The following is a 12,886-nucleotide window of genomic DNA, read 5'->3' on the forward strand; positions in this document are numbered from 1 at the left end:
ACACGCCCTCAACCCACCACCGACGCGCCGCACACACGGCCACCCACCACCACCGACGCCCCCGAACCACAGACAGGCCACCCACACCCGGCCCAACCGCCGGAGGCCTACGCCGCGTCCCCCGCCCGAGGCGCCGGCTCCCGCTCCACCAACTGCGCCCCCTGCTCGTGCGCGGACGACGACGGCTCGGCCGAAGGCTCCGGCGACGGCGACTCCACGGGCTTCGTCGGCTCCGGCTCGGGCTCCACCACGGTCGGCGTGGGAGTCGGCTCCCCCTTCGTCGGCTCGGGCTCCTCCGGCCGCTCACCCTTCCCCTCGCCCTTGCCCCCCTTCGGCGGCGCCCCCTTCCCGGACGGCTTCGCGGCCCCGGAAGCCGACGCCGACGCGGACGCCGACCGCGACGCGGAGGGTTCGGACGAGGCGGGGCCCTTCCGGTTCCCCCGCCCGGCGTGGTAGCCCGTACCGCCTCCGCCCGTCATCGCGGTGCCCCCGTCCGGTGTCTCACCGCCCCGCTGACCGGCGGAGGGCGACGGCCCGGGCTTCCGCCCGTCGTCCCCCACGCTCATACAGCCGGCGGCTGCCGCGGCGGCCATGACCGTGGCGGCCAGACGGACGGATACGTTCAAGGCGCGCACGGCGGCCACCTCCGAGGGGGGCGGGAAGAGGAGTCCCCCTGCCCAACTCCCGCCGCCCACAAGAAGACACGCGCCGCGCGAAGGGGCCGCCCACGCGAGCCGAACCCCGATCACCGGGACTATCCGTAGCCCAACGCGTGCAGCCGAGCGTCGTCGATCCCGAAGTGGTGCGCGATCTCATGGACCACGGTCACCTCGGTTTCCGCGACCACGTCCTCCCGCGTCTCGCACATCCGCAGCGTCGGCCCCCGGTAGATGGTGATCCGGTCCGGCAGCACCCCCGCGTACCACTCCCCGCGATCGGTGAGCGGAGTCCCCTCGTACAGCCCCAGTAGCTCCGGGTCGTCGGTGGGCGGCTCGTCCTCGACGAACACCGCCACGTTGTCCATCAGCCGCGTCAGTTCCGGTGGGATCCGGTCCAACGCCTCGGCGACCAGTTCCTCGAACTCCTCGCGCGTCATCTCCAGCACAGGGCCATTGTCATGCACGACCCGCCCCCGACCGAAGCCTCCGGACCCGCGGATCGCCCGATGCCCGCACGTCACACGACGCACCCGCGCGTGCGCGCACCCGGCACATCCCGTCGCATATCCGCCCCCGCCCCTGGGCATACGGGACCAATGGCCCGCGTCCCCGCCGCCCCAGCCACCACGACCACCGCCACCGCAGCCGCCACTTTGCGTACGGCCCTGCGCCGCATTGCCAGGGTCGTGCCACGCGCACCCCGCGCCCTGGCCCGGCACTACCGCTCCCGCCGCGCCCAGCCGACCCTGGAGCTGGTCCACCACCCCCACCCCTGGGGCCGCGCGCTCGGTCTGATCGCGGTCGTCCTGCTGGGCGCCTGGCTGGGCCTGCTGATCGTGGGGAACGTCCGCACCCCCGTCGGCCCCATGAACACGACGATGACCCTGCGCCCGTCCCTCACCGGCGGCACGAAGATCAACGTCTCCCCGCTGGGCGCCCTGGAACTGCAGAGCCACAACGCCCCCGTACGCCTGGACGTGAACGTCGACCAGCTCGACCCGGAGCGCGCCCAGGCCCTGGTCGACCACCCCGAGCGGATCTCCGGCCTGCAGGAGGAGATCGCCTCCGACGTCCAGCACGGCACCGTCGACCTGGCCGTACGCTCCGGTGTCGCCGTCGTCTCCGGGGCCACCGCGCTCGGCCTCGCCGTCTTCCGCCGCCCCCGCCGCGCCCTCGCCGCCGGCGGCCTCGCCTTCGCCCTCCTGGCCGGCGCCGGAGGGACGGCCGCCGCGACCTGGAACCCGAACTCCGTCCTGGAGCCGAAATTCTCGGGACTGCTCTCCTCCGCACCGTCCCTCGTCGGCAACGCGCGCAGCATCGTCACCGAGTTCGACATCTACCAGAAGGAGTTGGCCCGCCTGGTGACGAACGTGACCAAGCTGTACGACGTCACCTCCACGCTCCCCGCGTACCAGCCGGACCCCACGACCATCCGCGTCCTGCACGTCTCCGACATCCATCTGAACCCCGCGAGTTGGAAGATCATCGCCTCGCTGGTGGAGCAGTACGAGATCAACGTCATCGTCGACTCAGGCGACACCATGGACCACGGCAGCGCCGCCGAGAACCCGTTCCTGGACCCGATCGCCGACCTCGGCGCGCCGTACGTCTGGGTGCGCGGCAACCACGACTCGCGCGCGACGCAGCGCTATCTGGAGGGCATCGACAACGCGCACGTCCTCGACGGGGGCAAGGCGGTGACCGTCGGCGGGCTGCGCTTCGCGGGGATCGGGGACCCGCAGTTCACCCCGGACCGCTCGACCGAGAAGGCGGGCCTGCCCTCGGAGGAGGTGGCCGGGCGGCGGCTGGCGGACGCCCTGCGTGCCGAACGGGCGGCGGGCACCCCCGTGGACATCGCGGTCGCCCACAACCCGGACGCGGCCCGGCAGACCGACGGCCAGGTCCCGCTCGTGCTCGCCGGGCATCTGCACCACCCGGAGATGGAGATCCTCGACCAGGGCACCCGCCTGCGTATCGAGGGCTCGACCGGCGGCAGCGGTCTGCGGGCCGTGGAGGGCAAGCACCCCGATCCCATCGAGGCCTCGGTCCTGTACCTCGACCGTGACACCCGGCGTCTGCAGGCCTGGGACGAGATCAAGCTCGGCGGGCTGGGCCTGACCACGGCCGAGGTCAGTCGCCACCTGCCGAAGGAGAACAAGCCGGGGGCCGAACCCGGGGACGAACGCTCCCCGTCCCCCTCCGGCACGTCACCGTCACCCTCCGGCCCCAGGTCACCCTCCCCCTCCGGGGGGTCGCCGTCCCCCTCCGGCACCACGTCAACCCGCGCGCCCTCCGGTGGCCCGTAAACCGTTTTGGCGATACCTCCCGCCACCCCGTATGCTTCTCACGTCCCCGACGCGCTGACGAAGCGCCCAGGCGGGCCGTATAGCCCTCATCGTCTAGCGGCCTAGGACGCCGCCCTTTCAAGGCGGTAGCACGGGTTCGAATCCCGTTGGGGGCACGCATCACACTGTGCGAGACTAGTCCCGCACAAGCTTGGTCCTGTGGAGCAGTTTGGAGTGCTCGCCACCCTGTCAAGGTGGAGGCCGCGGGTTCAAATCCCGTCAGGACCGCTGGTGTTTCACGTGAAACATCGCGGCTGGGTAGCTCAGTTGGTACGAGCGATCGCCTGAAAAGCGATAGGTCGCCGGTTCGACCCCGGCCCCAGCCACAGTGAACGAAGACCCCCTCCGGGCGACCGGAGGGGGTCTTCGTCTGTGCGGTGACGGCCGGACGCAAAAGCGTTCGCCCCTTGTTTCGCCGAGGTGAGATCCTGGGTCCCGTATGTCCACTCAACCCGCCCCCGCTGCCGCTGCCGCCTTCGGCGCCCTCGCCCCCCGTCTGGCCAAGCTGTCCCTGCGCGACGCGCACCGGCTCGGGCGCAGACTCGAAGGCGCGCGCAAGATCCGTAAGCCCGAGGCCCGGGCCGCCGTGCTCGCCGAGATCGAGGCGGAGGTCGCCAAGGGCGAGGCCCGCATGGCCGAGCGCGCCGCACGCGTGCCGGCCGTCTCGTACCCCGAGCAACTGCCCGTCAGCCAGAAGAAGGACGAGATCGCGGCCGCCATCCGTGATCACCAGGTCGTGATCGTGGCGGGTGAGACCGGCTCCGGCAAGACGACCCAGATCCCCAAGATCTGTATGGAGCTGGGGCGCGGCGTACGCGGCATGATCGGGCACACCCAGCCCCGCCGTATCGCCGCCCGTACGGTCGCCGAGCGCGTCGCGGAGGAGCTGCGGACACCCCTGGGCGAGGCCGTCGGCTGGAAGGTCCGCTTCACCGACCAGGTGAATCCGGACGCCACCTTCGTCAAGCTGATGACGGACGGCATCCTGCTCGCCGAGATCCAGACGGACCGCGAGCTGCGCGCCTACGACACGATCATCATCGACGAGGCCCACGAGCGGTCCCTCAACATCGACTTCCTGCTGGGCTACCTGGCCCAGCTGCTGCCCAAGCGCCCCGACCTCAAGGTCGTCATCACCTCGGCGACCATCGACCCCGAGCGCTTCTCCCGGCACTTCGGCGACGCCCCGATCGTCGAGGTCAGCGGCCGTACATACCCCGTCGAGGTGCGCTACCGCCCGCTCCTCGAAGAGGACTCCGACGACTCCGACCGCGACCAGATCACCGCGATCTGCGACGCCGTCGAGGAGCTGCAGGCCGAGGGCAAGGGCGACATCCTCGTCTTTCTCTCCGGTGAGCGCGAGATCCGGGACACGGCCGACGCCCTGATCAAGAAGAACTACCGCTTCACGGAGGTCCTCCCCCTCTACGCCCGGCTCTCGCACGCCGAGCAGCACCGCGTCTTCCAGCCGCACACGGGCCGCAGGATCGTTCTGGCCACCAACGTCGCCGAGACCTCCCTCACGGTCCCCGGCATCAAGTACGTCATCGACCCGGGCTTCGCCCGTATCTCGCGCTACAGCCACCGCACCAAGGTCCAGCGCCTGCCGATCGAGGCGATCTCCCAGGCCAGCGCCAACCAGCGCAAGGGCCGCTGCGGCCGTACCAGCGACGGTGTCTGTATCCGCCTGTACAGCGAGGACGACTTCCTCGCCCGCCCGGAGTTCACGGACGCCGAGATCCTCCGTACGAACCTCGCCTCCGTCATCCTCCAGATGACCGCGGCCGGCCTCGGCGACATCGAGAAGTTCCCCTTCATCGACCCGCCGGACCACCGCAACATCCGCGACGGCGTCCAGCTCCTCCAGGAGCTCGGCGCGCTCGACCCGGCGCAGAAGGACGTACGCAAGCGCCTCACCGACATGGGCCGCAAGCTCTCCCAGCTGCCCGTCGACCCGCGCCTGGCCCGTATGGTCGTGGAGGCCGACAAGAACGGCTGTGCCCGCGAGGTCATGGTGATCGCCGCCGCGCTCTCCATCCAGGACCCGCGCGAGCGCCCCGCCGACAAGCAGGCCCAGGCGGACCAGCAGCACGCCCGCTTCAAGGACGAGACGAGCGACTTCCTCGCCTTCCTCAACCTCTGGCGGTACATCCGCGAACAGCAGAAGGAGCGCGGCTCGTCCTCCTTCCGCCGGATGTGTAAGCAGGAGTACCTGAACTTCCTGCGCATCCGCGAGTGGCAGGACATCTACAGCCAGCTCCGCACGGTCGCCAAGCAGATGGGCATCCACCTCAACGAGGACGACGCCCCTGAGCAGCACGTCCATGTCTCGCTCCTGGCCGGCCTGCTCTCCCACATCGGCATGAAGGACGTGAAGGACGCCGGGGGAGAGGGCGGGAGGAACGCGGGCAAGAACGAGTACCTGGGCGCCCGGAACGCCAAGTTCGCGATCTTCCCCGGCTCGGCCCTCTTCAAGAAACCCCCGCGCTTCGTGATGTCGGCCGAACTGGTGGAGACGAGTCGCCTCTGGGCCCGCGTCAACGCCAGGATCGAGCCCGAATGGGTCGAGCCGCTCGCCGAGCACCTCCTCAAGCGGACGTACAGCGAACCGCACTGGGAGAAGGACCAGGCGGCCGTGATGGCGTACGAGAAGGTCACGCTGTACGGCGTACCGATCGTCGCCCAACGGAAGATCAACTACGGCCGGATCGACCCGGAGGCCAGCCGCGAGCTGTTCATCCGCAACGCGCTGGTCGAGGGCGACTGGCGGACGCACCACAAGTTCTTCGCCGACAACCGCAAGCTCCTCAGCGAGGTCGAGGAGCTGGAGCACCGGGCCCGGCGCCGGGACATCGTGGTCGACGACGACACGCTCTTCGACTTCTACGACCAGCGGGTCCCCGAGCACGTCGTCTCCGGCGCCCACTTCGACTCCTGGTGGAAGCGCAAACGCCACGAGCAACCCGACTTCCTGGACTTCGAGCGGGAGATGCTCATCCGGGAGTCGGCCGAGGCGGTCACCAAGGCCGACTACCCGGACTCCTGGCGCCAGGGACAGCTCAAGTTCCGTGTCACGTACCAGTTCGAGCCGGGGGCCGACGCGGACGGAGTGACCGTCCACATCCCCCTCCAGGTCCTCAACCAGGTCACGGACGAGGGCTTCGACTGGCAGATCCCGGGCCTGCGGGCGGAGGTGGTGACGGAGCTGATCAGGTCGTTGCCGAAGCCGATCCGCAGGAACTACGTACCGGCCCCCGACTTCGCGAAGCGCTTCCTGGACCGCGCGGTGCCCTTGCAGGAGCCGCTGCCCGTGACGTTGGCGCGTGAGCTGAAGCGCATGGTGGGCGTGCCCGTGACGCCCGAGGACTTCGACTGGTCCCGGGTCCCCGACCACCTGAAGATCACCTTCCGGATCGTCGACGAGCGGCGCCGGAAACTGTCCGAGGCCAAGGACCTGGAGTCGCTGCGCCTCCAGTTGAAGCCGAGGGCGCGCAAGGCCCTCTCCCAGGCCGCCGCCGCCACCGCCGAGCGCCAGGGCGGCGAGTCGCTGGAGCGCAAGGGTCTGACGGACTGGACGATCGGCTCCCTCACCCGCGTCTTCGAGACCCGCCGTGCCGGGCAGCCGGTGAAGGCTTACCCGGCGCTCGTCGACGACGGACCCACGGCGAACACCGCCTCGGTACGCCTCTTCGACACGGAGGCGGAACAGACGGAGGCGATGTGGAAGGGCACACGAAGGCTCATCCTTCGAAACATTCCGGTCAACCCTGCGAAGTTCGCGAGCGAAAAGCTGACGAACGCGCAGAAGCTGGCGCTCTCGGCGAATCCACACGGTTCGATCCAGGCCCTGTTCGACGACTGCGCGATGGCGGCGGCCGACAAGCTGATCGCCGACTTCGGCGGACCGGCGTGGGACGAGTCGTCGTACCGCAAGCTGTACGACAAGGTCCGCGCCGAGATCGTGGACACGACCGTGCGGACCGTCGGGCAGGTGCAGCAGGTCCTCGCCGCCTGGCAGGCCTGTGAGCGCCGTCTGAAGTCCACCCGCAGCCCGGCCCTCCTGCCCAACCTCGCGGACGTACGCGGGCAACTGGACGCCCTCGTGAAACCCGGGTTCGTGACGGAGGCGGGGCTGCGCCGCCTGCCGGACCTGATGCGCTATCTGGTGGCGGCCGACCGCCGTCTGCAGCAGATGCCGACCGGAGTCCAGCGGGACACCTCCCGCATGGAGAAGGTCCACGAGATGCGCGACGAGTACGCCTGGCTCCTGGAGCAGCTCCCGCAGGGCCGGCCCGTGCCCTCCCCCGTCCTGGAGATCCGCTGGATGATCGAGGAACTGCGGGTCAGCTACTTCGCCCACGCCCTGGGCACCGCCTACCCCGTCTCCGACAAGCGGATCGTGAAGGCGATCGACGCGGCAGTTCCGTAACGGGCCGTGCACACCGGGTGAGTTCGACCGACGGGCTTCCGCTCCTGTAGAGTCTCTTCTCGCAGGCCAGCCCGGCAACAAGGCGCGGACTGCGAAACCTGGTCCTGTGGAGCAGTTTGGAGTGCTCGCCACCCTGTCAAGGTGGAGGCCGCGGGTTCAAATCCCGTCAGGACCGCACGATACGAAAGGCCCGCATCCTTCGAGGATGCGGGCCTTTCGCGTTGCCACCGGGCCGGGAAGGACGCTCGCGTGACGTCCCGGCCGAGAGGATTCCGGGCAACGGCCCCGCCCACCACCACGATCACTCCGGCACGCGACCCCGTTCGCCGCACAGCACGGCCCAGCAAGCCATGGCGCCCCGCGGGAAATTGGGCGCAGCCAGGGGTCGGCGCGTCTCCCGGGACCAGGAGCGCAGCACCCCCGCAGGGTCCGGAACGCAACGCACCTGGCAGGCGCGGGGCCGGGCACACGACAAGCCCCGCGGAGGAGCCTGCGATCGGACACCCGGGGGCGCGGCTACACGACAGAGCCTGCGGTCGACTTCCCGGAGCGCAGCCCGAAGACAGAGCCTGCGATTGAGCTCCCCCGGACACAACTCCACGACACAGCTCACAGTTGGACTCCCGGAGCGCAGCTACACCCTGAGCCTGCCGCGAAGTCCCGAGGGCGCAGCCCGACGACAGAGGCTGCCGCCGAGTCCCCGGAGCGCAGCCCCACGTGGAGCCTCGGCGGGGCCCCGGAGCGCAGCCCGGGTTTTCGCCGTCGGGCCGGGGCGGCACCCCGGGCCCGACGGCGGGGTCGAAGGGGCGGCAGCCCCTGGGGATGGGACGGGTAAGGGCGGCGGGGGCGAGACACTGCCCGGCGTGGTCGGCGGCGAGGGGGAGGCGCCGCCGACCGTGAACGGCGACAGGGGCTAGACGTCGCCCGACCGTGAACGGTGGCGAGGGCGAGGGCGAGGCGTCGCTCGGTCGGGGGCGCCCGGGGTGAGCTGTCGCTCGACCGTGCGGGACGCCGTGGGGGTTGACGGCGTCACATTCCGCCGGTACCCCAGATGCAGGGCCCCGAGACCCCTGGAGGTGGCGTATGGCGGCGTCCGCTCGGCATGAGACCCGCGCCTTACTCCGCGCCCATCTGTCGGCCGCCTCCTCGTACCGCCACCTCACCCGCCATTGCCCCATCTGCCACCGCCTGCTCCGGCTGGCGACGGAGCCCACACCGGGCGGCGAGGACGGCGCCGAGGGCTCAGCGGAGGACGGCACCCCTTCCAAGGCGTGAGACGCGCCCCTCAGGGAAGACACTCGGCGAGGACGGGGCTCGCCCAACTCCCGCCCCCTCTATCGCAGATGCCGACAGGGAAGCAAGGGGCCTGATGTGTGACGGGTGTCACCTCAGAAGTTTCCAGACCCCCCGCACTTACAGACCGCCTACAACTGGTCAATTTAATATGTGCAATTGCACCAGTCTCCTAGGGCCTGCACAGGAGATCCGACACCCCTCCTCAGAGTCCGACAAGCCCGCGCACAACCCGCCGCTCCCGGACCCGAAACCTCCAGGCCCGCGCGCCCCACACCCTCACCGCGCGCCGCGCACCCCCACTTCACACCCCCACAGATCCCGTCGACCCCCCGGGCACAAAAAAATCGCGCTGGACCCGGCGGAGTCCAGCGCGATCTACGACGCACCCGTGATGCTTGCCTGACGATGTCCAGAGGGCGTGTGGCCGCCTGGAAAGCTCTGTATGGCTCGGGCGTGGGAGCTGTTGGGGCAGAACCCGCGTCGCTTGGAGCGTTTGAGCGGTGCTTTCAGGCTCCCGGCCGATTGGGGGACCAGCCGAAATGCCCTGTCATGCGATGGTTCAGGCCTCGCTGCGCTGCTGCGGAATACCCGCGAGCAGTGCGCGGACCTCAGCCTCGCGGTAACGGCGATGTCCGCCGAGCGTGCGGATGGACGTGAGCTTGCCGGCCTTCGCCCACCGCGTGACCGTCTTGGGGTCGACGCGGAACATGGTGGCGACCTCAGCCGGGGTCAGCAGCGGCTCGGCATCAGGGGTGCGAGCGGTCATGAGCGGCCTCCTCGGGAGAACCGAACCTTCTCGGTTCTTTCCTCTAAATTCTGCACCTTGACCCGCGTTGCCCGAAATGGCGGACGCGAGTCGAGTCGGTTATAGGACGAACGGCTTGTCCTCGGCACTACAACTACACCATCTGTCCAGCCGCGTCGGCCAAACCGATGGAATTGCCCTCCCAGGTGTTCATCAGCGACGGATGCCGATGGACCATGCCATAGCGGACAGTCACGCCACTGTGACGATCAGTCACAGTGGCGTGCAGGAGTCACGAGACCCCCCAATAGCGTGCAATGCTGAGATTCCACCCATAGGTGGGCAGAAGAAGCCTCCCCCGGGCTCCTTGTCCTATTTTGACACGAGGAGGTACGTAAGAGGCAAGGCCCACGTAAGTGCAATCCGTCACGCTTGGCGGCTTCTTGATGGAAAAAGCCCGGATCGGGACCTACGTCCCATGATGACACCCGTGTGGAACTTCGGTGTGTCAAGCCTGGGCCAAGGGTGGACAGTTCACCATGCTTCAGGCCCGGTGGAAAGCCTTTTCCCCACCGGCCCCACAAGTCACAAGTACGGCTGGAAGCTTCGATCCGCTCAGTCCGTCGCGCGGGTGCCGCTCAGTTCGCCGAGCGTCGGTCCCGTACCGCCCGCCAGCGCTCGACCAGCCGACCGTACGCCTCCCCCGCGGCGAGACCGTCGCCACTGCGAAGGGCCTCGATGCCCTCGGCCACATCGGCGGCCGAATGGTCGCCGTCCAGTTCCCCGGCCGGCAGCACATGCACCAGGCCGCCGTAGTCCAGCTCGACGTACGAGCGCGGGTGGAACTCCTCCAGCCAGCGGCCCACGTCGATCAGACCGTCGATGAGCGGCCCCTCGTCGAGCGCGTCCCGCAGCGCCCGCAGCCCCCGGGCCACACGCCGCCGGGCCTGGACCATGGGCGTGCGGTAGCGCAGCACGGGCGAGGTCTCGTCCGAGCCCTTCTCGTACGTCCGCTCCTCGTCCGAGACGAGGACGAACCAGTTCAGCGGCACGTGCCAGGTGGAGGTGCGGATCCACGGCCGGGCATCCGGGTTGCCGGCCATCCAGCGCTCGTAGTCCTGGCTGGCCTGCTGGCGGACCAGCGGCGGCAGCACCGCGTCCAGCAGCGGGGCCGGCAGCTCCTCGGCCAGGTCGCCGAGCGCCTGCCAGCCGCGCAGCCGGGTCCGCCAGGGGCAGACGCAGACAACCCCGTCGACATCCAGCACAAAGGCGTCGCCGCTCTCGTGCACCGGCACCGGGATCGGCGGGACGGGCAGCAGATCGGCCAGCGAACGGCGCAGCTCGTCCTGGTAGGAGGGCCGGTCCGTGCGCCGGGCGTAGCGGGCCCAGTGGTCGCGCTCGGACTCCGGAAAGGCCGCCAGCGGCTCGTACACGCGGAGGTAGGACGCGTACGGGACGATCACCGAGGACACCTTGGGCACCCCTGCTCCCTCCCCCGGCATCCACCGGGGAAACCTGCGGAACCCGCACACGGGCGGGTCGTAAAACTGTGCGGATTCCACCACGCCCGTACTCCGGGCGGGGGGTGATCCTGAGGCTGCGCCGCTCTACGGCGGTCGCAGGCTCTAATCTCATGCTCACAGCCCCCGCCACCCGTACGGGAGCCTGTCACCACCCGCCGCTTCTTACCCAGGAGTCACCACAGTGACCGAAGTATCTGACGGCGTCCTGCACACCCTGTTCCACTCGGACCAGGGCGGTCACGAGCAAGTCGTGCTCTGCCAGGACCGGGCCAGCGGCCTCAAGGCCGTCATCGCCATCCACTCCACCGCGCTGGGCCCCGCTCTCGGCGGCACGCGCTTCTACCCGTACGCGACCGAGGCGGAGGCCGTCGCCGACGCCCTGAACCTCGCGCGTGGGATGTCCTACAAGAACGCCATGGCCGGTCTCGACCACGGCGGCGGCAAGGCCGTCATCATCGGCGATCCCGACCGGATCAAGAGCGAGGAGCTGCTGCTCGCCTACGGCCGGTTCGTGGCGTCGCTGGGCGGCCGGTACGTGACCGCCTGCGACGTCGGCACGTATGTCGCCGACATGGACGTCGTGGCCCGTGAGTGCCGCTGGACCACCGGCCGGTCCCCCGAGAACGGCGGCGCCGGCGACTCCTCCGTGCTCACCGCCTTCGGCGTCTACCAGGGCATGCGGGCCTCCGCCCACCACCTGTGGGGCGACCCGTCGCTGCGCGACCGCAGGGTCGGCGTCGCGGGCGTCGGGAAGGTCGGCCACCACCTCGTGGAGCATCTGCGGGCCGAGGGCGCCGACATCGTGATCACGGACGTGCGGGAGGACGCCGTACGGCGGATCCTCGACCGGCACCCTGGAGCGGTCACCGCCGCGGCCGACACGGAGACCCTGATCCGCCTCGACGGACTCGACATCTACGCCCCCTGCGCGCTCGGCGGAGCCCTCGACGACCACTCCGTTCCCGTGCTGACCGCCAAGGTCGTGTGCGGCGCGGCCAACAACCAGCTCGCGCACCCCGGTGTCGAGAAGGACCTCGCCGACCGCGGCATCCTCTACGCGCCGGACTACGTGGTGAACGCCGGCGGGGTCATCCAGGTCGCCGACGAGCTCCACGGGTTCGACTTCGAGCGGTGCAGGGCGAAGGCGGCGAAGATCTACGACACCACGCTGGCGATCTTCGCACGTGCGAAGACGGATGGTGTTCCGCCGGCCGCCGCGGCCGACCGGATCGCCGAGCAACGGATGCATGAGGCGGCCGCGGGGCGCGGTCGCTGAAGGGTCGGCAGGGACGTCGTACGGCGGTCGCACGGCTGCCGTACGACGTCGCCGGTACCCGGCGGCGGCTTTAGAGACAACTCTCACTTCCGTCGGCGGGTCGCCCGCCCGGAAACGGTTAAAATCGCCGTTGACCAGCGAGGAAAGGGCACCTCGCGGGTTCTGGGCACAGGCACGTCCTGCGGGCGACGTATCGTATGGGCGCGGGCTCAGGTACCGTGGAAGCCCTACGGACCGGTCTCTCCACGGAGAGCCCGTTCCAGATCATGAACGCGTGTCAAGACTCTGGGGCCGTCGAGCCCCGTCACCGAGGGGGTCGAGCCATGGGGCGCGGCCGGGCCAAGGCCAAGCAGACGAAGGTCGCCCGCCAGCTGAAGTACAACAGCGGCGGGACTGACCTGTCGCGTCTGGCCAGCGAGCTGGGCGCATCGACTTCGAGCCAACCTCCGAACGGCGAGCCGTTCGAGGACGACGAAGACGACGACGACCCGTACGCCCAGTACGCGGATCTTTACAACGTCGACGATGAGGACGATGAGGACGATCAGTCCGGTCCCGCGTCGCATCGTCGCGGCGCGTGATGCCTGCGGCGGTATAACCGTGGCCTGCCCGG

The 12,886-nt window shown here is 69.8% G+C and carries 9 protein-coding genes and 4 tRNA genes; 9 read left to right on the forward strand and 4 right to left on the reverse strand.

Annotated features, from left to right (window positions below; genetic code table 11):
• Window positions 1-107: 107 nt before the first annotated feature.
• Together ACFY9I_RS07995 and ACFY9I_RS08000 are read right to left on the reverse strand one after the other, a co-directional pair.
• Entirely contained in the window at window positions 108-635 is a 528-nt protein-coding gene (locus ACFY9I_RS07995) for a hypothetical protein (protein WP_390998203.1), read from the reverse strand.
• Window positions 636-754: 119 nt separating this feature from the next.
• Window positions 755-1,105, reverse strand: coding sequence for a metallopeptidase family protein (locus ACFY9I_RS08000; protein ID WP_390998206.1), 351 nt, complete (start codon window positions 1,103-1,105; stop codon window positions 755-757).
• Window positions 1,106-1,255: 150 nt separating this feature from the next.
• On the opposite strand from ACFY9I_RS08000, the gene ACFY9I_RS08005 reads away from it, so the two are divergent.
• From ACFY9I_RS08005 to ACFY9I_RS08035, 7 genes are all read left to right on the forward strand, one after another.
• Entirely contained in the window at window positions 1,256-2,965 is a 1,710-nt protein-coding gene (locus tag ACFY9I_RS08005) for a metallophosphoesterase (RefSeq protein WP_390998208.1), read from the forward strand.
• Between the two features lie 82 nt (window positions 2,966-3,047).
• Window positions 3,048-3,120 (forward strand) — tRNA-Glu (locus tag ACFY9I_RS08010).
• 37 nt (window positions 3,121-3,157) lie between these two features.
• Window positions 3,158-3,232, forward strand: a tRNA-Asp gene (locus ACFY9I_RS08015).
• A 24-nt stretch (window positions 3,233-3,256) separates the two neighbouring features.
• Window positions 3,257-3,330, forward strand: a tRNA-Phe gene (locus ACFY9I_RS08020).
• Window positions 3,331-3,443: 113 nt separating this feature from the next.
• Window positions 3,444-7,433, forward strand: coding sequence for an ATP-dependent RNA helicase HrpA (gene hrpA, locus ACFY9I_RS08025; protein ID WP_390998211.1), 3,990 nt, complete (start codon window positions 3,444-3,446; stop codon window positions 7,431-7,433).
• Window positions 7,434-7,533: 100 nt separating this feature from the next.
• Window positions 7,534-7,608: transfer RNA gene (locus tag ACFY9I_RS08030), tRNA-Asp, on the forward strand.
• 908 nt (window positions 7,609-8,516) lie between these two features.
• Window positions 8,517-8,708 (forward strand): DUF6274 family protein, encoded by a 192-nt coding sequence (locus ACFY9I_RS08035; protein WP_390998214.1) that lies wholly within the window; start codon window positions 8,517-8,519, stop codon window positions 8,706-8,708.
• Window positions 8,709-9,288: 580 nt separating this feature from the next.
• Here ACFY9I_RS08035 and bldC read toward each other — a convergent pair.
• Together bldC and ACFY9I_RS08045 are read right to left on the reverse strand one after the other, a co-directional pair.
• Window positions 9,289-9,495 carry a developmental transcriptional regulator BldC gene (gene bldC / locus ACFY9I_RS08040; RefSeq protein ID WP_003949541.1) on the reverse strand — a complete coding sequence of 69 codons (207 nt, stop codon included), beginning with the start codon at window positions 9,493-9,495 and terminating at the stop codon, window positions 9,289-9,291.
• Between the two features lie 617 nt (window positions 9,496-10,112).
• Window positions 10,113-10,955, reverse strand: a complete 843-nt coding sequence (locus ACFY9I_RS08045; protein WP_390998217.1) for a hypothetical protein — start codon at window positions 10,953-10,955, stop codon at window positions 10,113-10,115.
• 223 nt (window positions 10,956-11,178) lie between these two features.
• Between ACFY9I_RS08045 and ACFY9I_RS08050 the strand changes: the two genes are divergently transcribed.
• Window positions 11,179-12,273 carry a Glu/Leu/Phe/Val dehydrogenase dimerization domain-containing protein gene (locus ACFY9I_RS08050; RefSeq protein WP_390998219.1) on the forward strand — a complete coding sequence of 365 codons (1,095 nt, stop codon included), beginning with the start codon at window positions 11,179-11,181 and terminating at the stop codon, window positions 12,271-12,273.
• Window positions 12,274-12,596: 323 nt separating this feature from the next.
• Window positions 12,597-12,854, forward strand: a complete 258-nt coding sequence (locus ACFY9I_RS08055) for a DUF3073 family protein (RefSeq protein WP_390998220.1) — start codon at window positions 12,597-12,599, stop codon at window positions 12,852-12,854.
• The last annotated feature ends 32 nt before the right edge of the window (window positions 12,855-12,886 follow it).

Origin of the sequence: Streptomyces sp. NPDC012510, from assembly GCF_042955065.1 — a bacterium.
Classification (GTDB): Bacteria; Actinomycetota; Actinomycetes; order Streptomycetales; family Streptomycetaceae; genus Streptomyces.